The sequence below is a fragment of the Naumannella huperziae genome (assembly GCF_054073625.1).
In genome coordinates this window covers 549,024-573,572 of sequence record NZ_JBSXPH010000001.1, presented here as the reverse complement: position 1 = coordinate 573,572, position 24,549 = coordinate 549,024, and the positions used below count along the sequence as shown (strand labels likewise).

The following is a 24,549-nucleotide window of genomic DNA, read 5'->3' as shown; positions in this document are numbered from 1 at the left end:
CGATCAGTTGTCGGCGACCACGGTGACGGGCAGATAGAGCTGGTAGCCCTCGCCGTTGGTGCCCCAACTGTCCACGTAGTTGCCCAGATAGGAGTGGTCCTCGTAGGTGAGCTGGGACACGCCCAGCCGGAGGTAGCCCACCGGCCGGTACTGGTACGGGAGGGTGAATTCCACCCGGTAGTCGGTGGCCGGCAGGCCCGGGGTGAAGGTGCTGATGCCGCCCACCCCGTTCTCCCGGGGCGGCCCGACCTCCTGGCTCTCGCCCTCGACCGCCATCCCATTCGTCGGGTCGCCCAGCGCGAACGTGTTGAAGACGATGGGTGCCTGGGCCTGATCGGCGTCGACCAGCCGGCCGGTGCCGTAGGCGGTGACATTCCACTCGGGCTCATCCAACAGGGTGCTGCGGGAGACGGTGATGTGGGTGAAGGCCAGCTCGTAGGGGCCGATCCGCAGCAGCGTACCGGGCGGCACGATCGGCCAGGTCTGCCGCTGGCGGGTGGAGAAGCCGCCGCCGATCAGCACCGCCGCCGACGCCAGGATCAGCACGCCGGCGAGGATGCCGACCAGCAACGCCCGGTTCCGCCGGGCCCGCCGCGGCTCGCGCCAGCGCGGATCCAGCGCTGCCGGATCCCGCCAGACCTGGGTGCTCACGGCCTCACGATAGCCTCGATTGTTTCCGTAGTTATGCCCGCTATGAGCACCGGATGGCGGCATCAGCTACGGGAGGAACTCGCGCGCGGACCGCGACGATCGCTGACGGCGGCTGCTCGGTCGTCGCCCGGCGGCGCGACCCCGGGGTCGCAGGCGGGGGTCGATCCGCTCCTGTCGGGGCGTGAGCGCCGTTGAGCGCGAAAGTGCCCGCGGACCGCGCGCGCTGAGCCGGGGTTTCGCGTGCTGGTCGGGTAACATCGGAGCGTTGCGCCGGAAGCCGGAAACGGCTGCCGACGGCGACCGCCCGGGCAGGCGCGCGGGCGTACCCGAAGCGTAGGAGATTGTCACGTGAGTGCCGCGAGCCCCGCGTTCGAGCCCGACGAGAACGACCAGCCCGACGAGGTGCTGGAGAAGTTGGCCGAGCAGGTGGCCGAGTCCCGGCTCGACGACGCGGCGACGAGCATCAAGGTCGAGGCGGGCAGTTACGACGCGTCGTCGATCTCGGTGCTGGAGGGCCTGGAGGCGGTCCGGATGCGGCCGGGCATGTACATCGGCTCCACCGGCGAACGCGGCCTGCACCACATGGTGCAGGAGGTCGTGGACAACGCCGTCGACGAGGCGATGGCCGGCTACGGCGAGGAGATCAACGTCACCTTGCTGGCCGACGGCGGTGTGCGGGTGCAGGACGAGGCGCGCGGCCTGCCGGTCGGCATTCACCCGACCGAGGGCATCTCCGCTGCGACGGTCGTGCTGACCAAGCTGCACGCGGGCGGCAAGTTCGGCGACGGCGGCTACAAGGTGTCCGGCGGCCTGCACGGCGTCGGCGTCTCCGTGGTCAACGCGCTGAGCGAGCGGCTGCGGGTCGACATCCAGGTCGACGGCTACTGGTGGCACCAGGAGTTCCGTCTCGGCGTACCGGTCGAGGAGCTGAAGCGCGGCGAGCCGACCGACGAGACCGGGACGACCGTCACCTTCTGGGCCAGCCCGGACATCTTCGAGACGACCGAGTACAGCTACGAGACGCTGGCCGGCCGGTTCCGCGAGATGGCCTTCCTGAACAAGGGTCTGCGGATCACGATCACCGACGAGCGGGCCGAGCACGTCGACGAGGAGGGTACGCAACTGCGCGACAGCTTCCGCTACGACGAGGGCCTGGTCGACTACGTGAAGTTCCTCGCCAAGAACGACAGCCCGATCACCTCGGTGATCGACATGGAGGCCGCCGACAACGCCAACGGGCTGAGCGCGGAGATCGCGTTGCAGTGGAACGTGTCCTACACCGCGCGGGTGCACACCTTCGCGAACACGATCAACACCCACGAGGGCGGTACGCACGAGGAGGGCTTCCGCGCCGCCCTGACCAACACGGTGAACAAGTGGGGCACCTCGTGGGGCCTGATCAAGAAGCCCGAGGACCGGATCTCCGGCGACGACGTGCGTGAGGGCCTGACCGCGATCATCTCGGTGAAGCTGACCAACCCGCAGTTCGAGGGCCAGACCAAGACCAAGCTCGGCAACACCGAGGCGCGGTCGTTCGTGCAGCGCGTGGTGAACGACCGGCTGAGCGACTGGATGGAGCAGAACCCGGGCGAGGGCAAGGACATCATCCGCAAGGGCCAGGCCGCCGCGGCCGCGCGGATCGCGGCGCGCAAGGCCCGCGAGATGGCGCGCAGCCGCAAGGGCTTCCTGTCCGGGGCCGGCCTGCCGGGCAAGCTGAAGGACTGCCAGTCGACCAATCCCGCCGAGTGCGAGGTGTTCATCGTCGAGGGCGACTCAGCTGGCGGTTCGGCATCGTCGGGGCGCGATCCGCGTACCCAGGCGATCCTGCCGATCCGCGGCAAGATCCTCAACGTGGAGAAGGCCCGGCTGGACAAGATCCTTGCCAACAAGGAGGTCCAGGCGATCATCAACGCGCTCGGCACCGGCATCGCCGAGGATTTCGATCTTGAGAAGCTGCGCTATCACAAGATCGTGATCATGGCCGACGCCGATGTCGACGGCTCGCACATCCGTACGCTGCTGCTGACGCTGCTGTTCCGCTTCCTGAAGCCGCTGCTGGACGGTGGGTTCGTCTACGTCGCGCAGCCGCCGCTGTTCCGGCTGCGGTGGACGAACGCCCCGCACGAGCTGGCCTACACCGACGCCGAGCGGGACGCCCTGCGCGATGCCGGCCTCGCGGCGGGCAAGAAGCTGCCGAATGTGAACCCGATCCAGCGCTACAAGGGCCTCGGCGAGATGGACGCCGACGACCTGTGGGAGACCACGATGGATCCCGAGAAGCGGATGCTGCTCCAGGTCACCCTCGACGACGCCGCCCGGGCCGACGAGATCTTCTCGATCCTGATGGGCGAAGAGGTCGAGCCGCGGCGGATGTTCATCCAGCGCAACGCGAAGGATGTTCGCTTCCTCGACATCTGAGGGTTTGCGATTGTCGCACGATCGTGCCGGCGGCCCTGACCGCTCGGCGACGTCGGCGATGCTCGGACATGATCAACGTTGTCGAGCGGTCTCCCCGCACCTGGCGGCTCCGAACTATGGCGGCGCCCGCAACGGCCGTGACAGAATCTGCCTAGATGATGAAACCATTTCCGATATATGGGATTCAGACACTCGGGCGAAAGGTTGGTCCATGACCGCAGGCCGCAGACCGGTAGTGCCTGTGAGCCCGGGGGTGATCGCGATCATCCGACTACGGCACATCGCCCCGCCCGAGGAACTGATCGAAGGCCTCGTCGCGGGAGGCGTCCGAATCGTCGAGGTGACCTTGCCGACTCCCGAGAGTCTCTCCACCATCCGCCGCTGGAGCGCTCGCGACGACGTGCTGGTCGGCGCCGGCACGGTTCGGACGCCGGGGGATGTCCACTCGGCAGCCGATGCCGGAGCGCGCTTCATCGTCACGCCGACGACGGTCCCGGCTGTGATCGCCGCGGCTCGCGAGCGCGGCCTTCCGGTGACCTGCGGGGCACTGACCCCGACCGAGATCGACGCGGCTGCGAGCCTCGGTGCGGACTGGATCAAGGTGTTCCCGGTCGAGACGGTTGGCGGCCCCGCCTATGTGTCGGCGGTCGTCGCGCCACTCGACGACATCGCGCTGGTGCCGACCGGTGGTGTCGATGCGCGACTGGCGGAGCGATACGCAGAGCTCGGCTGCGCGGGGGTCGGGGTGGGCTCCTGGCTGGTTGACGAGCGGTCCGTCCACGCCGGCGAGTGGCACGACATCCGGTCCAGGGCGCGCGAGATCACCGATGCGTGGGCGCGTGGGTCGGAGCGGCGATGACTGGCGCGCCCGAAGTGGTGACCATTGGCGAGACGCTCGCCAGCCTCCGGGCAAGTGGCGATCTGCGCGTCGCTACGCCGGTCTCGCTGTCCATCGCGGGCGCCGAGTCGAACGTCGCGATCGGCCTTGCCCGCCTTGGCCACGCGGTTCGGTGGGCCGGAGTCGTCGGCGACGACGCGTTTGGCCGACTGATCACCCGAACCTTGCGCGGGGAGGGCGTGCAGACCTCGAGCCGCACGATCGCGTCGCCGACCGGAATGATCGTCTTCACCGCTCGGCCGCCGACGGCGATCACCGTCGACTATCACCGCCGGGCTTCTGCCGGCTCGGCGCTCGACCTCGCCGACGTCGAGGCAGCGATGGCCGATCCGCCCCGCATCCTGCATCTGACCGGGATCACGCCGGCGCTGTCGCCGAGCGCGCTGGCTGCCGTGCGGGCCGCGATCGATCGTGCGAGCGAGCAGGGTGTCCAGGTTTGCCTGGACGTCAACTACCGATCCCGGCTGTGGTCTCGCGCTGAGGCCCGCGCAACCATCGCGCCCCTCGCGGCGCGGGCCGATCTGATCATCGCCTCCGATGATGAACTCGGGCTCGCAGTCGACGTGCCGAGCACCGACCCGCGTACCGGGATCGACACCCTGCTTGGGCACGCGACCGCGGTCATCGTCAAGCGCGGGTCGCACGGCGCAGCGGCCTACACCCGCGCCGGTGAGGTCCAGGTCGACGCCGTGGCCGTGTCCGCGATCGATCCGGTCGGTGCCGGCGACGCCTTCGTGGCCGGGTTTCTGTCGGGAACACTGGATGGCTTGCCGCTGGTCGAATGCATGCAGCGCGGTGCGCTGTTGGGCGCGTTCGCGGTTGCCAGCATCGGCGATTGGGAAGGCCTGCCGTTGCGTACCGATCTGGGCCGGCTCGACGAGGAGGGTGTCATACGTTGAGGTCGGACCGTCCCGACCCGACGCTCAACCCTTGATGGCCCCGGCCGTCAGACCCTCGGCGATCCGCCGCTGCAGGAGCGCGAACACCACCAGCACGGGGACGACCGTGATCATTATCGCGGCGAACAACGTGACCCAGTTGCTGCTGTAGGTCGCGGCCTGGCTGAGCTGCCACAGGCCTACCGGCAGCGTCATGTTCTCCTTCGTCCGGATCAGCACGAGTGCATAGAAGAATTCGTTCCAGTTGTTCAGGAAGCTGATGATCGTGATCGACGCCACGCCGGGGCCGAGCAGCGGGAGGATGATCCCGAAGAAGGTGCGCGCCGGGCCGGCTCCGTCGATCGCTGCGGCCTCCTCGAGCTGGACCGGCAAGGTACGCATGAAGCCCACCATGACGAAGATATTGAACGGCAGGTTGTAAGTCGCGTACACCAAGATCAGACCGAGCTGGGTGTCCAGCAATCCGATGTCGCGAAGCGTCAGGTACAGCGGGATGAAGGTCACCATCCAAGGGACCATCAGGCCCAGGATGAACACGCTCAACACGATGCCACTGCCGGGGAACCGGACCCGCGCCAGCGGATAGGCCGCAAGGACGGAGAAAAACACCCCGAGCACGGTGGCTGTCACCGCGACGAGGACGCTGTTTCCGAAGAACATGGCCACGCCCCCGGCGTTCCAGGCTTGGCGGTAGTTCTCGAACTCCCACGATCGGGTGAGCGAGAACGGAGGGCTCGTGATGAACTCGACGTTCGTCTTCAACGAAACGTTGATCACCCAGGCGAAGGCCGCAACCGCCGAGAACGCACCCGCCCCCATCAGCAGGTAGAAGAACAGATGGTAGGGGCGAAACCTGGCGCGGTCCGAGACCGCCGGACGCCGGGGTCGCCGACGGATCGGTGGACGTTTGGGGCCCGAGTCGGTGGGCCTGGCGATCGTCTCAGTACTCAATGCTGTCTCGCTTCAAGAGCTTGTTGAGAACCAGTGCCGCAGCCATCAGCAACACCACGACAATCACCCCCATCGCCGCAGCGGAGCCGAAGTCCCCGGTGTCGAAGGCGGTCCGGTACATCACAGTCGCAGGAATGTCGGAGGAGAAGTATGGCCCTCCGTCGGTCATGATGTAGACGAACGCAAATGCCTGCAGGGATTGCACCACCCACAAGATGATCAAGGTCCGGAACAAGTCGCTCATCATCGGCAGCATGATCCGGGTGAAGAGCTTCCACTCGCCGGCGCCGTCCAGACGCCCGGCCTCGAGGACATCGGCGGGCATCCGCGAGAACCCGGCGGAGATCAATAGGATCCAGATGCCGATCCCGTGCCAAACTGCAACCAAGGCGATCGCGGGAAGAGCGGTGCGTGGATCGCCCAACAGGATCGGAATCAGGTCACCGAAGCCGATGGAGGCGAACGCCGGATTGATCAGTCCGAGCGTCGGATGAAAGATGAACTTCCACATGAGCGCGACCACGGCGACAGAGAGCACCACGGGCGCGAAGATCAGGAAGCGAAAGACGCGCTCGCCGTGCAGGCGCTGATTGAACGCCCAGGCGATGGCGATGGCCGGCGGGAAGAGCATGAGGCCGCCGACCATCGCCAACAGCACGGCGTGGCCGAGCGATTGCAGGAAGCGTTCATCGCCGATCACGTCGGCGTACTGGGCCATGCCGACAAAGGAAGCACGCCCGGTGCGGGAGAACTCCTGAGTCGAGAGCTCGACGGTGCGCGCCAAGGGATACAGGAAGAAGACCGTCAGCAGCAGCGACGCCGGCAGCAGGAAAGGGATCACGATGCGTCGTTGCGATCTCGCAAACATCGCTCTCCGCCCTCCTGACGTTGGCGACCTCGGCATGGCGCGGGCGCCGACTGTCGATCAGTTCTTGTGTATCTTCCGTAGCTGCTCGTCCAGACGAGCGAGCGTCTGCGTGGCATCCTGCTCGCCGAACATCAGCCGTGTCACCTCCGCGTAGACCACGTCATAGGCCTCGGTGTCCTTCATCGCGAACTCTCGTGGCACCAGGGCCGATGCATCGGCCATCACCGTATCGATGCCGGTCACGCCGGAAGGGCTGGGGACTCCGACAACACCGGAGAGCTCGCCGAACTTCTCGGCCCGCTCTGCCTGCACTTCCGGGCTGGTCACCCGGCGCACCCACTCCAGGGCGAGCGGAATGTTCTCGCTCTTGGCATTGATCGACATCTGTTGCGGTGCTGCCATGATCGCCTTCTGGTCGCCGGCTCCGCCGGCAACCTCAGGGAAGGGGAGTACGCCGATCTCGAAGTCATCGGGGATCACGTCCTTCATCTCACTGACCAGCCAGCTACCCATCAGGATCATCCCGGTCTTGCCCTGGAAGAACTGCGCCTGTGCGGCGGTGAAGTCGGTTCCCTGGAAGCCCGACATCAGGTAACCACCATCGCGAAGGTCCTGAACCTTCTGCAGCCCGCGGAGGAATCCGGGGTCATCGGTGATCCTGCCCTTGCCGTTCACCAGCACGTCGTTGGCGGTGGTCCATCCGACCTCGCGCAGCCACAGGTTGTCGGACCACATCCCCATGTAGGGCTGATAGAGACCCGTAATGGCGATCGGGTCCACACCGGCCGCCTTGAGGTCGGCCGATGCCTTCATCAGCTCGTCCCACGTGGTGGGCGGCTTGATCCCGCTCTCTGCGAAGATCTTCTTGTTGTAGAACAGCACCTGGGTCGACAACTCACTGGGTACGCCGTACACGCCGCCGTTGTCGGGATTGACCATGAACCCCGAGGCCGCCGGGGTGAATGACTCACCCCAGGTCTTGCCGGTTGTCGGGTCCGGCGCGTCCAGGTAGGGCTTGAGGTCGAGCAGGAAGCCGTCATTGGCCCACACTCGCTGGCTCGGGACGGTGCCGTCGAACATGCCGTAATCGACATCGGGACCGTCGCCGGAACGCCAGCGTTGTTCCAGCGCCGGGCGGGCCTCGGAGTTGGCAAAGGTCAGCGTGATCTTGGTGCCCGGATAGTCGGCTTCGATCTCACGCGCAAGCTTCTCGAGGTAGGCCAGTCCCGGGGTTCCCTCGGCAGGGATCACGCCGACCTCGATCGAGCCGGAGATGTTGTCGCGCCACGTGTTGGGATCCGGGCCTTCGGACGCCGGGGGACCGCCGACAGGCCCACTCGAACAAGCCGCGAGCAAGACGCCGGCCATGGCCAGCGGCAGGCTGAACCTGATGCGCTTGAGTTTCATGTGTGCCCCTTCGGTAGCCCGCGTACCCCGCTGGACGACGCCGTATTCACCCGAGAAGATTCGACGAGATTCAATATATCGAAAATATAACTATGATTTCGTAAATCGTAAGGGACAGGTCAGCCGCTGACAAGGGGTCTACGCGGGTCCTCACTCCTCGTCCTCGATCGGTCCCAGGTACGGCAGGAACTCGGCGAACTCGATCAGGAACCGGTCCACTGCGTCGCGCTCGTGGTCGTCGAGGTCGCGGCGCGGGGCGCGGCAGTGGTCGCTGCGGAAGAGCCCGCGACGGACCGAGATCAACTTCTCCGCGGCGATGATCAGCTCGGTGTCGAGCATCCAGTAGGAGGTGAACGGCAACAGGCGGGCGTGCAGCCGATCGGCGTCATCGAACCGACCGGCCTCGTACAAGCGCCAGATCTCCTGGTAGATCTCGGTGAACGAGCAGCCGGGCTGGGTGCCCACCGCACCCCGGCGAATGGCGTCGGGCAGTTGCACGCCCGCATAGCCCTCGACGGCGGGGATCGGAGGGTCGAGCCTGGAGAGCTCGGTGATGAACGGCCCTGGCGGGCTCGACTCGACCTTGACCAGCGTGAGATTCGGGTGATCGCGAGCGATGGCAGCAAGCCGGGACACGTCGAGCGCGGTGCCGGTCTCGTTCGGGGCGTACTGGAGCACCACGGGCGTGGTCGGCACCTCGGCCAGCACCGCCCGGATGTGCGCCTCGATCATGGGCGCGGGCGGTTTGAGCAAGTGCGGCGGGAGCAGATTGATTGCCTTCGCGCCGACCGACACCGACCACGCCGCCCGCTCGGCGGCCAGTCGTGTCGCGTGATCCTGCACAGCCGCGATCACCACCGTGTCCGGGAAGGCGCGGGCCTCGGACACGAGCACCTCCATCAGGCATGCGCGCTCGGTCTCGGAAAGCTTGTAGAACTCGCCGGCGAAGCCCGGGAACATCACGCTGGCGACGCCGGTGCCGAGGACGTAGCGCACCACGCGGCGAAAACCGGCCAGATCGACATCGCCGGACTCGGTGAACGGCACCTCGAGCACGGGCGACACCCCGCGAATGGCCCGGGCGGCGGCGAGTCCCTCGAGTGGGTCGTTGGCCCCCGGGCGAAGTCTCGTCATCGTCATGGTTGATCCCCTTTTGGCCACGTGGAGGCTGGTTTCGGTGTCGCGCGAGGTCGGACCGAGGTCCGCGACCGGCTGCTCCTCATCCGGATCCGAGACCGAGCAGTGCTGCGATGGTCCCGCCGAGTACGCGAGCTCGCGCGGGTTTGGCAAGCGGCCAGTCGACGACGCGCCGTAGTTCGCCGACGGTGGTGGCGTACGGCAGGTCGGAGGAGAACACAAGGCGCGATGAGCCGATCTGCGGGTCACGCTCGAATTCGCTGAGGACGGTGTCCCAAGGTGCGTAACAGGTGTCACCGTAGAGGTTCGGCGCGAGGCGCAGCGCCGGGGCTGCGTCGATCCAGAAGTCGGTCGCGCCGCTGCGGCCCATCACGAACGCCACTCCCGGGTGTCGACGCGCCAGGGCAGCCGCGGGCAGCGGCAGGTGTCCGGGCGGCGTACCGGTGCGAACGTAGACCGGCCAGTCGTGTGCGTCGGCGAAGTCGATGAGGGGATCGACCAACCCGTCCAGCAGGTCGAAGCCCTGCAAGCTGGAATCGATGGCGAGCGCGCGGGCGCCATGATCACGTGCCCAACCCAACTCGGTCAGGGCGTCCGCGCGGCGCCAAGGATTCGCCACGGCGTACGCCAGCAGCCGCCCGCCCGAGCGCTCCGCGGCGGTGGTCGTGGCAGCGTTGCCGGCGCGGTTGTGGTAGGCGATGTCACCCTCGCTCGGCGCAATCAAGGCTCGGTCGATGCCGTTTCGGTCCATCGTCGCCAGCAGATCATCGACTGCCAGCGCGCAGTCGCGCTGCGCTCCGATGCGGACGTGCGCGTCGATGATCATGACCGCGCCGCCCGTGGATCGGGCAGCGCGAGCGCTTCGAGGGCTTCGGCGTGGATGATCTTCTCGATCACCTCGGCCGGGATCCGCGGCAATCGTGACCCCTCGACGATGTCGTTCACCGCGCGCAGTCCGGCGATGGCTTCGGCCGTGGTGGCGATGGGGAAGTCCGAGCCGAGCAGCAGCTTTCCCGCCGCGCCCCACTCGACGGCATACAGCAACGACTCATAACACACCCACGGGCGCAGGTAGATCGAGGAGACGTCGGCGTACACGTGCGGGTGCTTGCGGATCGTCACGACTGTCTCGCGCGCCCAGGGGTGTCCCATGTGCGCCATCACGATGCGCAGCTCCGGGCAGGCGATCGCGATCTCGTCGGTCACCAGTGGGAACGTGTAGCGCAGCGGAGCGTGCCGGATCGGGGACGCGCCCTGGTGGAACAGGATCGGCAGCCCCTCCCGTTCGCAGTACCGGTAGAACTGCATCGCCGCGTCCCCGAGCGGGTCGAACTCCTGGTAGTTGGCGCCGAGCTTGACTCCGAGCAAACCGAGCGAGCGCGCCTCCTCCACCTGTTCCCAGACGTCGGGCGCCATGGGATTCACCGACATGAAGCCGATCCGCTTGTCGGGTCGCGCTGCGACGTACTCGGCCGTCGCGACGTTCGTCCTCTCCGGCGGGTAGTCCAGGCCGGTCGAGGACACCGGATCGTCGACCGCGATGTTGAACACGATCGCGACATCGGCGGCATCGGCGGCGGCATCGAAGTCGGCCCAGCTGTTGGAGGTGATCACCGCGCGATCGGTACGCCAGGCGTCGTAGCTTCGGAGCTCCGCGTTCGGGACCTCGCGCTCGTGGGTCGGGGTGTGGGTGTGGACGTCGACGATCATCGGGTGCTCTTCTCCAGCAGACGGCGCGGATTGTCCACGAGCATTGCCTGCCGTTGCTCGGGTGTGACACCCCACTCATCGATCTCTCGGATCCGTGCCACGGCGAAGTCCTGGCTTGCCTTGTCCGACAGGCCGGCATCAGTGCCGAACAGCACCTTGTGCGCCGGCGCCCGATCCAAGATCGTCCTGGCTGCGTAGGGCGGTGTGCCGCAGATGCACAGGTAGAGGTTCTCGGTGTCCTGGGTGCAGATCAATGCCTCGCGCCAGAGGTCGTGGAGGCCGCCGTGGCCCAGGATGATCGGCACGTTCGGGTGCCGCCTCGCCAGGGTGGCGATCTGGGTCGGCGTCGCGTAGGGCGGCGTCCCGTCGTGGCAGAGCACCAGACCGTTGTGCGTGGCGACAACCTCCAGGATCGGGTCCAGCGCGACTTCGTGGACGCTGAATCCCTGTAGCCACGGGTGTAGCTTCACCCCGCGAAGCCCCAACTCGGTAAACGTCCGCTCGATTTCCGCGGCCGCGGACGGCTTGCGTGGGCTGTAGGTGCCGAAGCCGATCAGCCGGTCAGGATACTGAGCGACGAATCGGGCCAGATCGTCGTTGGCCTCGGGGGTTGAGTCGAACAGGCCGTCATGGCTGAGCACGACTGCACGATCGATGCCGCAGGTATCCATGAAATCGATGAAGTCATCGGCGCTGAAGGTCGTTCCGCCGAGCCAGGACGTGCCGCGCCAGATCGGGGTGTGCGTGTGGAAGTCGATCATGGCGCCAGGACACCGAACCGGGTCGACAATGCGGTGATCAGATCCCGCCAATAGGTCGCGCCGGCCGCCCGACTGGCGCGGTCCGGATGGTCGCTGTATCCGTCGATCTCGGCCCAGGCCGCGCGGCTGTGAGTCTCCATCCCCGGGCCGGCGACGATCGGGTTGGTGGCTGCGGGCGGGTCCGGGCGATGTGGCGCCCGGCGTACCAGGTCCGGTCGCAGCTCAAGCATGATCGAGGTTTCGAACGCGCCGGCGTGACCGGGCACCGGGGGATCGTCCGGTTCGCCGGACCGGTCGAGGGCGCGCCAGTAATCGATGTGAGTGACACTCAGCTCGCTGCGGGCGGCCGCGGCGCCGGCCGCGGCCTGGCAGATGCCTGAGTTCCCCCCGTGCCCGTTGAGCAGAAGCACCCGTGTGGCGCCTGCCCCGGCGATCGAGGCAAGCAGATCGGTGATCACCGTCAACAGGGTTTCCGCGCGAACCGAGAGGGTTCCGCCGAACGGGAGGTGATGATCGGATGCGCCGATGCAGAGCGGAGGAGCGATCACGAAGCTCCCACCGGACTCGGCGGCGTGATCCGCGGCGGCCCGGGCGAGCGCGCGGGTGATCATGAAGTCGGTTCCGGTGGGCAGGTGAATGCCGTGCTGTTCCACAGCTCCCAGCGGGACGATCACAAGCGCGTTGGGCAGCAGGTCCGCCAGGGTCGCGCGGTCGCAGGCGGCCCACTCCACGACGCTCACGGCTGTTCCACCGCGGGTGTGAGCACGGATCGCTCGGCGAGCAACGCCAGTTGATGGCTGATCGTCAGCGCGCGGCGGCCCTCGGCCAGCCCCGGCTGCGGCTGGTCGGTGACGCCGGTGGCGAGTTCGACGAACCGCGCGAGCTGACGGTCGAAGCAGCGGGCGACGCGATCTCCTGTCGGGGCGTACTCCTCGGAGCCGGCGGCGGTGGTGACGGTCAGGGCGAAGGTTGCACCGTCCAGGCTGGCCAGCCCGTGATCGCCGATCACTGTCAGGGAGGTCGCCGGCAGCGCATCGGTCAGCCATCCGAACTCGACCAGTGCGGGGACGCCGCCGTAGTCGAGCCGACCGCCGATGAGGTTGGGCGCGCCCAGGCCGTCGCGGGTCGGATGTGACCAGGCATCGTGGAGGATCGGCTCGGCGTCAAGGAGATAACTCAGCCAGTCGAAGACGTGGGACCCCTCGTGCACCACGGGGCTGCCGTGCCGGAGGGTGCGCTCGATGAGGGCCGTGTGCGCTCGGTCTCGTGTCCGCGCCTCGTCGTAGATGTGAGCGCGGACCAGCAGCCGGTCACCGAGGACCCCGCTCGTGATCACCTCGCGCAACCGCTGCATGGCCGGATCATGCCGATAGGTCAGTCCGACCTGGACGCGCCGAACCTCGGACGGCGTCAGCTCGTCGTACGCGGCCGCTTCGGCCACGGATGTGGCAACCGGCTTCTCGGCAAGCACATAACGGCCCGCCCGAGCGGCCGCGATCACCAGTGCCGGCGTAACCCACGGAGGCGTCGCGAGGACCACGCCAGCCACGTCGTCGCGGGCGAGCGCTTCGTCGAGGCTCCGGTACGCCTCGACCGGTCCGCCATCGGGACGTGCAGCGGAGTGCTCCGCGGCAACCGCGGCGCGCACCGTCGGCTCGGGCTCCACCACGGCGACCAACTCGACGGCGGGATGGCGGGCGATCGCGGGCAGGTGTGCCGCTCGCGCGATCTGGCCCAGCCCGACGAGGGCGATCCGAAGCATGGATCAACTTTCGTTATTTCGAATTGATTTCCTCAGTATTGAACGTGATGTTAGCGTCGGCGCGAAACGCCGCGCAAGGTCAACCGACCGAGATCTTGCCCGGCTGACCGGGCTGCGACGAGTGGTGCCCGAGCTGGTCGGAGACGATGCGGGCGATCACGCGCAGGCCCGCCACTGCGCGCTCGAAGGGATCGCCGGTGAGGGAGCTCTCGAAGCCGGTGACGCCCACAGATCCCGCCGCCGAGCCCTCGGCGTCGAAGAACGGAACGGCAACGCAGGAAATGCCCGCCTGCTCCTCCTCACGCTCCACGGCGTACCCGAGGTCGCGTACCTCGCTCAACTGGCGGAGGAAGGTTTCCCGCTTTGGCGGCAGCGCCCCGGGCCCGTCGCCCTGGCGCAGCTGTGCCAACAGCGGCTCAAGGCGCTCGGTGTCCAGGTGCGCGGCGATCGCCTTGCCGAGCGCCGTCAGGTTGTATGGCGCCATCTTTCCCGGGTAGGTGTCGAACTGGATGAAGCCCTTCGGCGCCGCCTTGGCGATGTAGACCACGGAGGCGCCACTGAGCACTCCGATGTGCACGGGCATCTCGAGTTCGTCGGCCAGCTGCTGCAACTCGGCCTGCGCAACCGATGCCAGGTCGACATCGCGAACCAGGCGGGTGGCGAGTCCGTACAGCCCGAGGGTCGCCCGCCAGAAGTGACTGCGTCCGACGACCTTGCGCGCGGCGTATCCGCGCATCTCCAGCGTGTACGCGATTGAGGCACAGGTCGCGATCGGGACATCGGCCGCCTTGGCCAGCGCGGTCAGTGTCAGGCCGTCGCCAGCGTGCACGAGCGCCTCGAGGATATTGAGGGTACGAGCCGCTGAAGGGGAGGGGGAATCGGCAACCGACATGGCGAAAGAATAGTTCGTAGGACCCGTTGGGAACCGGCCCAGTTCTGCGGGACCCCCCGCCGGTGAGGCCATCTACCGGACTCCCTGTTCGCTGGACCCGTCTCGCAGCCGCGCAGACAGGTGATCATCGAGTACGACTCCCAGCCCGGGGGCGTCGCCGAGCCTGGCCCGGACGCCGTCCGTGTTGATCCCGATCCGCACGACGTCGCTGTCGTAGTAGGCCGCGCCAATGATGTCCGAAGGGATGGCGCCGAGCGCCTCCAGGGCACAGGCCACGTGGAGCTGCGCGGCCGCACCGACCCCGAGTTCGCCATTGGACCCGATCACGATGTCGACACCCGCGGCGTGCGCGATGCGACCCATGGTGACGGCCCGGCCCGGCCCGCCGCTCTTACCGACGTAGAGGCTGACCACGTCGAGCGCGTCCGCGCGGATGGCGGCCATCAGGTCTTCGGAGCCGAACACGGTCTCGTCACCAACGACGGGGATGCCGAGCCCGCGCAGGTCCCGCATGCCGACCAGGTCGGCCGGAGCCACCGGTTGCTCAAAGAATGCGGGACCGAACTCAAGCAGGCGCTCTCCGGCCCGGCGGGCGTCGGCCCGACTGTAACCCCCGTTGGCATCCAGGCCGATCATTGTGTCGGGGCCGACCAGGGCCCGCAGCTCGGCCATCCGCTCGACGTCGGAATCGACATCGAGCCCGATCTTGATCTTGAACGCGCGAAAACCGGACTCCTGCGCTCGGGCGAGTCCGGTACGCAGCCGTCCACCGTTGCCGCTCAGCGAACACTTGATCGCCACCTCGGTACGCATCGGCCCGCCGAGTGCCACCGCAAGCGGCACGTCGAGCGACTTGGCGTAGGCGTCCCAGAGTGCGATGGAGACACCGGCCTTGGTGAACGGATTGCCGGCCAGGGCGCGATCCATCCGCGCCTCGAGCGCGGCCACCGGCACCAGCGGTTGTCCGATCAGTGCCGGAACCAAGGCGCGGCCGATGACGTGCTCAGCGGTGGTCGAATCCTCTCCGCTCCACAACAGCGTGCCGCTCACCTCGCCGATGCCTTCGATCCCCGCGGTGGTGACGATGCGTACCAGCAGGAAGTCCGAGCGGTCGTGGCTACCGCGAGCTCCCGAGACGAGCAACTCCGGGCGCACCGTGGGGCTGACCCGGGCTGTGTGGATCGCCCGGATCCGATCGGTACGCAGGGTCCTGCTCACCCGAACAGGACCCGACCGGGATCAGAGAAGCCGGAGGCGATCACCTGAGGATCATAGGGATAGATGTAGGCAAACGTCGACGAGGCGTTCCACCAGGCACGGATGTTTCCCGATGAATCGATGTTGATCAGCTCCGCGCGCTGATCATGGTCGAGCTGGGCGAACCGAACCCTGGTCGGGTCAGTGAAGCCGGACGCGATCACGGTGCTCGGATCCTTGAAGGAGTTGGCCACCGTCGCGGTCTGATTGCGCCAGCCGCTGATCGTGCCGTTGCTGTTCACGTTGATCAGGTCGGCGAGTTTGTCACCGTTCAGGTCGGCGAACTGCACGCGGCCCGGGTCGTTGAAACCCCAGCCGACCTCCAGCGGGCCGTGCACGAAGGAGCCGGCGACCGTGTCCGTGGCATTCCACCACGCCCGGATGGTTCCCGAGGTTTCGACGTTGATCAACTCCGCTCGGCCGTCGCCGTCGAGATCGGCGAACCGAACCCGTGCCGGGTCGGCAAAGCCGCTGGCGATGCGTGTCGGCGTACCGACGAATGATTTGGTCACGGTCGCCGAGGCGTTCCACCAGGCGTCGATCGTACCGTCGGAGTTGATCATGATCCGCTCGGTTCGACCGTCGCCGTCGAGATCGGCGAAGCGCAGTCGACGCGGGTCGGTGACCCCCGTAGCGATCTGCAGCGGACTTCCCGTGTAGGAGCTCTCGACGGTCGGTGACCCGTTCAGCCAGGCGCGCGTCGTCCCGTCGGCCGCGACCTGCACCAGTTCTGCCATCGTGTCGCCGTTCAGGGATGCCGTCCCGGGCAGCGCGGTGCCGGATGCCAGCCGGACCAGCTCGTCGCGGGCGGCACGGAGGTTGCCGATGTCGTAGGGCCGGTCGGCGGGGTTGTAGGACGGCGCGACGCGGTCGATCAGTGCCTTCACCGCAGCCGGATCGACCTTGGCGGCGAGTGCCAGCAGTTCGTAGTCCTCGGCGCCGTCGCGTTGCGACTGGGAGCGGATTGTCGCTTTGATCGAAGTGTTCTTCGTGTCCGGATGGACGATGTATTGGTCTCCCTTGAAGGCGTTCGCCGTCCCACCCACGCCGTACTGCGGGTCGGTCATGGTGTCGAAGGACTTGGTGCTGCCGATGCCGGGGGTCCAGAAGTTCCACGCCCAGTGCAGATATCCGGTCACGCCGTACTTGAAGCTTGCCCACGGCAGAACGCGCCCCTCGTAGACCTTGCTGTCCACGAACCGGTTCATCGCGTAGTAGCCGTGGGTGCCCGAGCAGCACATGTTGTACACCCAGGTCTTGACCCCCTTGGACCGCATCGCGTCGTAGGACGACCGGTTGGCCTCATAGGTGTCGACCGTCGGAACCACGACGTTCGCACCCTGGGAGACGGCATAGCTGTGTGCACCGAGACTCCAGCTCGCGTCACCGGCCGGGACGTCGGGCGCGACGGCGCGAAGCTTGCTCATGAAGTAGGCGTACTGCTGCTGGCTGTTGGCGGTGTCCGGCTCGTCCGCGACCTGCTGGTACCACAGCTTGTACCACCCCTTCTGTCGCAGGTGGTCGAACAGGGCGGGCAGGTACTGGTCGATCCAATTGCGACCGGTCGTGGAGTCGACGGGGGACAGCCCGGTGGTCAGGCGTCCGGCGGCGTCGCGCTGCAGCACATAGGTGAGATAGTTGACGCCGGCGTTCTGGGTCGGGTCTGGATGGCCGATGGCAACGCCCTCGAGCACCTTCACCATGTCGCGGTCCAGGTAGTACTGCACGTACTGGTCGAACCTGCTCCAGTTGAAGGTGTACTTGCCGGTCGCCGGGTCGAGGGTGGTGCCGCCGTCGAGCAGCAGCGCGGGACTGTTGATGAAGATGCCGTTGACCCGCGTCTCCTTCATCGTGTCGGCCATCTTCCCCACGATCGTCCACCATTGCGGTGTCCAGCGCTCGTAGCCATAGAACGCGGTGATGGGATCGCTGGCGTGGTTGGTGGCGGTCGTCGTGTTGTACCAGGCTCCGACGATCTGTTGATGGATCAGGGTGGTGTAGGCACTCTTTCCCGGGCTCGGCAGCGTTGCTGCGCCTACCTCGACCGAGTAGGGGATCGTGAGCGCCCCCGCGGTCGTGTTGACGGTCAACTGGCCGCGGTACTGGCCCGGTTCGGCGGCTGCCGGCGCATACACGGTGACCCAGATCGGCCGCGGGGTGTTCGCCTGGAGGCCGATCGAGGCGTCGTTGGACAGCGTTTCGGGGAACCATCCCGGCGCGTTGGCGGCCATCGTCGGATAGCGCCATTCCGAACCATCCCCGACCGCGGTGTTGCTGTTGCTCTCCAGTTGGACGTATTCCACGTAGTTCGTCCGGACGTTGCTTGCCGCGATCTGGTTGGTGCCCGCGGTCAGCGCGGAACTGGTCACCGAGGTGATCGTATTGGCCGCGTCGGACTTGAGGACGACCTGGAACGACTCGTATTCGTTGCGCGCCATGACGAGCGACGCCTTCTGCGAGCGCGCCGGCTCGCTGTAGAAGACGTTCACCGATGAGTCTGCGATCCACCAGGTGAGCGATCCCGCCGCGTTCGCATGCGGCGCGGTGCCGGTGATCAGGATCGTGGCGAGGATTGTTGCTGCGGCAAGGCGGCGTAGGCGCATGATGATCCTTTGAAATATCGAAAATACCTTTGTATTATCGAATGGACCGATCGTAGCGGTAGCGAGTTCGATCGCTCAAGACCTGCCGACCCCGGACGCGCCTCCGGCTGCGCGAGCCAGATCACGGCGGGTGTCCGAGCTCGCAGATCCGCGGTTTGGCGGGCTCAGGCGATATCATGGACCGGATTGCGTACCCGCCCCCGGAGCGCCGTTGAAGTGCCCGGGAGAAACGAGGATCATCGAGCATGACGGACACCCCGATGGGCCCGGACGACCCCGGCAACGAGACCCCCGACGAGGCGACGAACGACGAGATCTCGACGGGCAATCTGACCCAGCGGACCGATCAGATCGACCTCCAGGTCGAGGTGCAGCGCTCCTACCTCGACTACGCGATGAGCGTCATCGTCAGCCGCGCGCTGCCCGACGTGAAGGACGGCCTCAAGCCGGTGCACCGCCGGGTGATCTATGCGATGTACGACGGCGGCTACCGGCCGGACCGCGGCTGGAACAAGTGCTCCCGCGTCGTCGGCGAGGTGATGGGTCTGTACCACCCGCACGGTGACTCGGCGATCTACGACACGTTGGTACGCCTCGCGCAGCACTGGGCCATGCGCGCCCCGCTGGTCAGCGGCCAGGGCAACTTCGGCTCGCCCGGCAACGACAAGGCCGCCGCGATGCGCTACACCGAGTGCAAGATGGCGCCGCTGGCCATGGAGATGGTCCGCGACATCGACGAGGACACCGTCGACTTCAAGCCGAACTACGACAACAAGGACACCGAGCCGGTCGTCCTGCCGGCGCGCTTCCCGAACCTGCTGGTGAACGGCTCGACCGGCATCGCGGTCGGCATGGCGACGAACATCCCGACGCACAACCTGCGCGAGGTCGCCGAGGCGGTGCAGTGGTCGCTCGACCACCCCGACGCCGAGCCCGAGGAGCTGCTCGAGGCGGCGATGGAGCGGGTCAAGGGCCCGGACTTCCCCGGCGGCGCCACCATCGTCGGGCGCTCGGGCATCGAGCAGGCGTACCGCACCGGTCGCGGCTCGGTGATCATGCGCGCGGTGATGGACATCGAGGAGGACAGCAAGGGGCGTCAGCAGATCGTCGCCACCGAGCTGCCCTACATGACCAATCCCGACAATCTGATGCTCAAGATCGCCGAGCTGGTCAACTCGGGCAAGCTCACCGGCCTGGCCGACATCCGCGACGACACCTCCGCGCGCACCGGCACCCGCCTCGTCTTCGTGCTCAAGCGGGACGCGCAGCCGCGGGTGGTGATGAACAACCTCTACAAGCACACCGCCCTGCAGGACACCTTCGGCTGCAACATGTTGGCGCTGGTCGACGACGTGCCCCGGGTGCTGCGGCTCGACCAGTTCATCAGCCTGTGGGTCGCCCACCAGATCGACGTCATCCAGCGGCGCACCCGCTACCGGCTGCGCAAGGCCGAGGAGCAGGCGCACGTCTACCGCGGCCTGGTCAAGGCGCTCGACGCGCTCGACGAGGTGATCGCGCTGATCCGGCGCAGCCCGAACACCGACGAGGCGCGCACCGGGCTGATGGCGCTGCTGGAGATCGACGAGATCCAGGCCACCGCGATCCTCGACATGCAGTTGCGCCGCCTGGCCGCGCTGGAGCGACAGAAGATCGTCGACACGCTCGCCGAGATCGAGGAGCGGATCGCCGACTTCCGGGCCATCCTCGCCTCGGAGGAGCGGCAGCGCGAGATCGTCGGCAACGAGCTGCGCGAGATCGTCGACAAGTACGGCGACGAGCGGCGTACCAAGATCATCGCCGCCAGCGGAGACATGTCGGAGGAGGACTTCATCCCCGACTCCGACGTGATCGTCACGATCACGCACGGCGGGTACGCCAAGCGCACCGCGACCGATGCGTACCGCGTGCAGAAGCGCGGCGGCAAGGGCGTGCGCGGGGCCACCCTGAAGGCCGACGACGAGGTGGCGCACCTGTTCGCCACGTCGAATCACCAGTGGGTGCTGTTCTTCACCAACCTGGGCCGGGTCTACCGGGCGAAGGTGTGGCAACTGCCCGAGGCCTCCCGCGACGCGCGCGGCGGCCACGTCGCCGGGCTGTTGTCCTTCCTGCCGGACGAGCACATCACGCAGGTGCTGACGCTGCGCGGCTACGACGACGCGCAGTACCTGCTGCTCGCCACCCGCAACGGCCTGGTCAAGAAGACCCCGCTGGAGGCGTACGACTCGCCGCGCCAGGCCGGGCTGATCGCGCTCAACTTCCGCGACGAGGGCGACGAGCTGATCGGCGCCGGGCTGGTCAGCGACGACGACGACGTGTTGCTGATCTCGAAGAAGGGCCAGGCGATCCGCTTCGCCGCCGCGGCCGATCAGCTCCGGCCGATGGGGCGGGTGACCTCCGGTGTCACCGGGATGAAGTTCCGCGACGGCGACGAGCTGTTGTCGATGTCGGTGATCGATGCCGACACCCCCGAGGACGATCGCTTCGTGTTCACCGTCACCGATTCCGGGTACGCCAAGCGCACGCCCGTCTCGGCGTACCGCCAGCAGGGTCGCGGCGGCTTGGGGATCAAGGCGATGAAGCTGAACGAGAACCGCGGCGAGCTCGTCGGCGGTCTGGTGGTCCGCGATGCGGACGAGGTGATGGCGATCAAGAACAGCGGACAGATCACCCGCTCGGCGGTGGCCGAGGTGCCGGTCAAGGGCCGGGACACGATGGGCGTGAAGTTCGTCGGGGTACGCGGCGACGACCGCGTCGCCCGGATCGCCGTCAACCCCGAGCAGACCGCGGAGGCCCAGGAGGCCGGGGTGGCCGACACGCCTGCCGCCGACGGGTCCGACGAGGGTGTCGCGGGGGACAATGCTGGTCAGACCGCGGGCGAATCGACGGAATCCGGCGCCGTGACGCATGATGGTGGTTCGGGGACGGGTAGTGTCGCTAGCGATTCGCCCGATGACACCGCAGCAGCGGAGGAGACTGAGCAGTGACCAACGGCAATCAGACGAGCGGCGGGCGCGCCGGTTCCGGCTCGGCGGAGGCGGTCAGCCGCGCCGACCGGATCATGGGACGCTCGGACTCGCCCACGCGCGCCGACGGACAGCCTCCGCGCAACGACGGGACGGCGCCGGGTCAGAACGGCCGGGCGGGCACCGGCACGACGACCACCGCCGAGCGCAAGCCGCAGGGTCGGACGACGCAGAGCTGGCGGCCGCCGAGCAAGCCCACCCAGGGCGCGGCTGGCAACGCGGCCAAGAACGCCGGGAACGACAAGGCCGGTAACGATACGTCCGGATCGGCTCGTCCGGCCGGCGGCAACGGCGGCCCTGTTGCCACTGGTCGCGCCGCCGCGGCGGTGCCGCCGAGCGGCACCGCGGGACGCAACGGGACGGCCTCGCCGCAGCAGGCGCGCGGCAACGGGGCGCTCGCTCCGGCGACCCGACAGCCCGCCACCGACCAGACCACCCGGCTGCCGAGCCAGCGCACGGCGGCTTCGGCCTCCTCGGCCCCGGCCCGTCCGCGCTCGGGCAGCGCCGGCACCGCGAGCAGCGTGACGAGCGCGTCGCAGTTCGGCGCGGCGCGGCGTACCCGCAAGGCGCGCCTGCGGCTCGCCCGGCTCGACCCGTGGTCGGTGATGAAGACCGCGTTCCTGTTCTCGATCGCCGCCGGCATCATGCTGGTCGTGGCGACCGCGGCGGTCTACGGCGTATTGGAGACGTCGGGCCTGTTCGATGCGATCAACACCTCGGTGAGCCAGGTCGTGTCGTCGCCGAACGATCCGAACCAGTTCGACATCAAGCAGGTTCTCGACTTCCGGCGGGTGCTCGGCGCGGCCGCCGTGATCTCGGCGCTGAATGTGGTGATCTTCACCGCCCTGGCGACGCTGTTCTCCTTCCTCTACAACATCTCCGCGACCGTCCTCGGCGGTCTGGAGGTCACTCTCGCCGAGGACTGAGGACGCGCGATCAGTTCGGGGGTACGCTCAACCGGTGAGTGATGACATCACTACCCGCGCCAGGGAGCTCCTCGACGACGAGGGCGGCCGTGCGGAAGAGTTCGCCGAGCTGGCGGTCGACCTCAGCCAACAGCCCGATCTGGGCACCACGCTGGAGGCCGTGACGGCGGCCGCGCAGCGCACCCTGGGCGGCGACGGTGGCGGGATCTTCCTGCACGAGCGCGGGCGGCTGGTCACGGCCTGGGCGACCGACGAGTCCGCGGAGCGCGCCGAGCATCTGCAGAACGAGCTGAACGAGGGGCCCTGCATCGACTCCGCGCTCGAACCGGAGTTCCGGATCAGCGCGGATCTCTGCGACGAGCCTCGCTGGGCGAGCTGGTCGCGGCGGATGGTCGAGCTGGGCTGGCGCTCGGCGCTCTCGGCGCCGCTGCTGGCGCCCGGCGGCGAACCGATCGGGTCGCTCAACCTCTTCTCGCCGTTGCCGAGCGTGTTCTCCGATGACCTGGCCGACCTGGCCGCGGTCTTCGCCCTGCATGCGTCGGTTGCGGTCCTGAATGCCCGCCGCGAGGAGAATCTCAATCGTGCCATCGCGGCCCAGCACCGCGTCGGGGTGGCGCAGGGGATCGTGATGGCGCAGTTCGATGTCGATCCGGGCCGGGCGTTCGAGCTGATCCGGGCGTACTCGCAACGGGCGAACATCAAGCTCGCCGCCGTCGCGAGCTATGTGATCGAGCGCCGGGGCCTGCCCGGCGCCTGACCGGCAGCGATTTGCCCTCGCGGCAGCTATCGTGAGACCAGGTCGGTCCGGTTCAACAGTGCAGCCGGACCGACTCTGCTGCCCCCGGGGCGACCGCGCGACGATTTGGCCGGCCCGGCGCGATGGGCTAGCCTTTTGCGGCGCGCGGGCCTATAGCTCAGACGGTTAGAGCGCTGCCCTGATAAGGCAGAGGTCACTGGTTCAAGTCCAGTTAGGCCCACCACGACGCCCCAGGAAGGACTCACCCGGCAGGGGCGATCAACTCGGGCCGCCCATCAGGTCTCGACCCGGGGGATCACCCGGGCCCGCTCCGTTGTTCACGGCCGCCAGATAGCCTGCCACCAGAGCGTCGGCGACATCGATGATCACGGAGTCTGGCGGCAGGAACCTCGCATCGTGCAGGCCGCCGCCGGCCTCGCCGGTGCCGACGAAGATCATCAACGACGGGACCTCCCGGCCGAAATAGGCGAAGTCGTCCGAGCCGAAGGACCGCCAGCGGCGATCGACATCGCGGCCGGCCGAGGCCAACAGGGCGGCCGCGCCCGATGCCAGCCGCGGGTCGTTGATCAAGGTCGGCTCGGCATCCAGATAGCGCACGGTGCCCCGCGTACCGTGGGCGGCCGCCGATGCGCCGACGATCTCGGTCAGCGCCTTCTCGATCTGCAGCCGGTCCTCCTCGCTCATGAACCGATAGGTACCCATCGCGCGCGCGGTCTCCGGCACCACATTCGGCGCGCTGCCCGCCTCCACCATCGTGATCATCAACACGCTGCCGGAGGTCGGGTCGATCCGGCGGGCACTGATCTGCTGGCTGGCGGTGATCACCGCGGCCAGGGCCAGGACCGGATCGGCCACGGTGTGCGGGTACGCGCTGTGCCCGCCGCGGCCCTCGATCAGCACCTCGAAGTCGCCGACACCGGCGTTCACCGCGCCCGGTGCGACCCCGTACCGGCCGGCCGGCAGTCGCGGCTGCACGTGCGCGCCGATGATCGCGCCGAAGTCCGACCCGAAGCCCTCGTCCAACACATCGCGGGCTCCGGAGCGCAGCGACTCCTCCCGCGGCTGCAGCAGTACCTGCAGGGGCAGCGGGAGGGGCAGGGTCCGCGCGGCCCGCGCCACCGCGACCGTCGCCGCCAGGTGCACATCGTGACCGCACGCGTGCATCGCGCCGTTGGTCGCCGCATAGGGCGCGCCCGTGCGCTCGTCGATCGGCAGCGCGTCGAGCTCGCTGCGCAACACGACCGGGGCACCTCTCGGCGTACCCGCCGTCGGGATCCGCAGCAGCCGGCCGGTGGTCGCGGTCACGACCCCCGGATCGCCGGGGCCCGCGTCGTCGCCCGCGGGCGCCAGCAGCGCCTCGGTCACCAGCTCGGTCGTATCCGCCTCGTCGCCGCTGAGCCGCGGATCGGCGTGCACCCGATGGCGCAGCTCGATCGCCGCCGGCAGCTCCTCGCGGATCCGCTGCCGCCAGTCCTCACCCAGGGTCATGCCCCCGATCCTGCCGTGCCGAGCTCCCGCCGCTGCGCAGGCCCGCCGTTCGGACGCTCGCTCAGGTACCTGCCGGGCTGCGTGTGCCTGCCGGGCCCGCTGGCGAACCGCACCGATCTGACTCGCGCGCGCGTGGCACGG

The 24,549-nt window shown here is 67.9% G+C and carries 20 protein-coding genes and 1 tRNA gene; 7 read left to right on the top strand and 14 right to left on the bottom strand.

Annotated features, from left to right (window positions below):
* Positions 1–3 precede the first annotated feature (3 nt).
* Complete coding sequence (locus tag ACXDC7_RS02715) at positions 4–651, bottom strand: hypothetical protein (RefSeq protein ID WP_179444936.1); 648 nt, start codon at positions 649–651, stop codon at positions 4–6.
* 531 nt (positions 652–1,182) lie between these two features.
* On the opposite strand from ACXDC7_RS02715, the gene ACXDC7_RS02710 reads away from it, so the two are divergent.
* The 3 genes from ACXDC7_RS02710 to ACXDC7_RS02700 are packed head-to-tail and all read left to right on the top strand — an operon-like array spanning position 1,183 to position 4,866.
* Positions 1,183–3,069, top strand: a complete 1,887-nt coding sequence (locus ACXDC7_RS02710; protein WP_246293197.1) for a DNA topoisomerase subunit B — start codon at positions 1,183–1,185, stop codon at positions 3,067–3,069.
* Between the two features lie 10 nt (positions 3,070–3,079).
* Positions 3,080–3,928 (top strand): bifunctional 4-hydroxy-2-oxoglutarate aldolase/2-dehydro-3-deoxy-phosphogluconate aldolase, encoded by an 849-nt coding sequence (locus ACXDC7_RS02705; protein ID WP_218843777.1) that lies wholly within the window; start codon positions 3,080–3,082, stop codon positions 3,926–3,928.
* Positions 3,925–4,866, top strand: coding sequence for a sugar kinase (locus ACXDC7_RS02700; protein WP_179444937.1), 942 nt, complete (start codon positions 3,925–3,927; stop codon positions 4,864–4,866). The genes ACXDC7_RS02705 and ACXDC7_RS02700 overlap by 4 nt, the downstream gene beginning before the upstream one ends.
* A gap of 24 nt (positions 4,867–4,890) precedes the next feature.
* On the opposite strand, the gene ACXDC7_RS02695 is transcribed toward ACXDC7_RS02700, so the two are convergent.
* The 12 genes from ACXDC7_RS02695 to ACXDC7_RS02640 form a co-directional block, all read right to left on the bottom strand.
* Positions 4,891–5,685 carry a carbohydrate ABC transporter permease gene (locus ACXDC7_RS02695; RefSeq protein ID WP_459221099.1) on the bottom strand — a complete coding sequence of 265 codons (795 nt, stop codon included), beginning with the start codon at positions 5,683–5,685 and terminating at the stop codon, positions 4,891–4,893.
* A gap of 121 nt (positions 5,686–5,806) precedes the next feature.
* On the bottom strand, positions 5,807–6,658 hold the full coding sequence (locus tag ACXDC7_RS02690) for an ABC transporter permease subunit (protein WP_179444939.1): 852 nt from the start codon (positions 6,656–6,658) through the stop codon (positions 5,807–5,809).
* Positions 6,659–6,742: 84 nt separating this feature from the next.
* On the bottom strand, positions 6,743–8,092 hold the full coding sequence (locus ACXDC7_RS02685; protein WP_179444940.1) for an ABC transporter substrate-binding protein: 1,350 nt from the start codon (positions 8,090–8,092) through the stop codon (positions 6,743–6,745).
* A gap of 150 nt (positions 8,093–8,242) precedes the next feature.
* Positions 8,243–9,232, bottom strand: coding sequence for a dihydrodipicolinate synthase family protein (locus tag ACXDC7_RS02680; RefSeq protein WP_218843779.1), 990 nt, complete (start codon positions 9,230–9,232; stop codon positions 8,243–8,245).
* 79 nt (positions 9,233–9,311) lie between these two features.
* Positions 9,312–10,055 carry an amidohydrolase family protein gene (locus ACXDC7_RS02675; RefSeq protein ID WP_179444941.1) on the bottom strand — a complete coding sequence of 248 codons (744 nt, stop codon included), beginning with the start codon at positions 10,053–10,055 and terminating at the stop codon, positions 9,312–9,314.
* A complete protein-coding gene (locus ACXDC7_RS02670; RefSeq protein ID WP_179444942.1) occupies positions 10,052–10,939 on the bottom strand; it encodes an amidohydrolase family protein in 888 nt (295 codons plus the stop codon). Before ACXDC7_RS02670 ends, ACXDC7_RS02675 begins: the two co-directional genes overlap by 4 nt.
* Entirely contained in the window at positions 10,936–11,700 is a 765-nt protein-coding gene (locus ACXDC7_RS02665; protein ID WP_459221098.1) for an amidohydrolase family protein, read from the bottom strand. The genes ACXDC7_RS02670 and ACXDC7_RS02665 overlap by 4 nt, the downstream gene beginning before the upstream one ends.
* Positions 11,697–12,440 (bottom strand): creatininase family protein, encoded by a 744-nt coding sequence (locus tag ACXDC7_RS02660; RefSeq protein WP_459221097.1) that lies wholly within the window; start codon positions 12,438–12,440, stop codon positions 11,697–11,699. Before ACXDC7_RS02660 ends, ACXDC7_RS02665 begins: the two co-directional genes overlap by 4 nt.
* Positions 12,437–13,462 carry a Gfo/Idh/MocA family protein gene (locus tag ACXDC7_RS02655; protein WP_459221096.1) on the bottom strand — a complete coding sequence of 342 codons (1,026 nt, stop codon included), beginning with the start codon at positions 13,460–13,462 and terminating at the stop codon, positions 12,437–12,439. The genes ACXDC7_RS02660 and ACXDC7_RS02655 overlap by 4 nt, the downstream gene beginning before the upstream one ends.
* Before the next feature lie 79 nt (positions 13,463–13,541).
* On the bottom strand, positions 13,542–14,354 hold the full coding sequence (locus ACXDC7_RS02650) for an IclR family transcriptional regulator (RefSeq protein WP_459221095.1): 813 nt from the start codon (positions 14,352–14,354) through the stop codon (positions 13,542–13,544).
* A 72-nt stretch (positions 14,355–14,426) separates the two neighbouring features.
* Positions 14,427–15,572, bottom strand: a complete 1,146-nt coding sequence (locus ACXDC7_RS02645) for a mandelate racemase/muconate lactonizing enzyme family protein (RefSeq protein WP_459221094.1) — start codon at positions 15,570–15,572, stop codon at positions 14,427–14,429.
* Positions 15,569–18,214 carry a glycoside hydrolase domain-containing protein gene (locus tag ACXDC7_RS02640; protein ID WP_459221093.1) on the bottom strand — a complete coding sequence of 882 codons (2,646 nt, stop codon included), beginning with the start codon at positions 18,212–18,214 and terminating at the stop codon, positions 15,569–15,571. Before ACXDC7_RS02640 ends, ACXDC7_RS02645 begins: the two co-directional genes overlap by 4 nt.
* A gap of 245 nt (positions 18,215–18,459) precedes the next feature.
* On the opposite strand from ACXDC7_RS02640, the gene gyrA reads away from it, so the two are divergent.
* The 4 genes from gyrA to ACXDC7_RS02620 all read left to right on the top strand — a co-directional run bounded on the left by gyrA (position 18,460) and on the right by ACXDC7_RS02620 (position 23,143).
* Positions 18,460–21,198 carry a DNA gyrase subunit A gene (gyrA, locus tag ACXDC7_RS02635; RefSeq protein ID WP_459221092.1) on the top strand — a complete coding sequence of 913 codons (2,739 nt, stop codon included), beginning with the start codon at positions 18,460–18,462 and terminating at the stop codon, positions 21,196–21,198.
* Positions 21,195–22,163: a DUF3566 domain-containing protein gene (locus ACXDC7_RS02630; protein WP_179444950.1), complete on the top strand. Its 969-nt coding sequence runs from the start codon at positions 21,195–21,197 to the stop codon at positions 22,161–22,163. Before gyrA ends, ACXDC7_RS02630 begins: the two co-directional genes overlap by 4 nt.
* 34 nt (positions 22,164–22,197) lie before the next feature.
* A complete protein-coding gene (locus ACXDC7_RS02625; RefSeq protein WP_179444951.1) occupies positions 22,198–22,920 on the top strand; it encodes a GAF domain-containing protein in 723 nt (240 codons plus the stop codon).
* A gap of 146 nt (positions 22,921–23,066) precedes the next feature.
* Positions 23,067–23,143: transfer RNA gene (locus ACXDC7_RS02620), tRNA-Ile, on the top strand.
* Between the two features lie 35 nt (positions 23,144–23,178).
* On the opposite strand, the gene ACXDC7_RS02615 is transcribed toward ACXDC7_RS02620, so the two are convergent.
* Positions 23,179–24,408 (bottom strand): M20 metallopeptidase family protein, encoded by a 1,230-nt coding sequence (locus ACXDC7_RS02615; RefSeq protein WP_179444952.1) that lies wholly within the window; start codon positions 24,406–24,408, stop codon positions 23,179–23,181.
* Positions 24,409–24,549 lie beyond the last annotated feature (141 nt).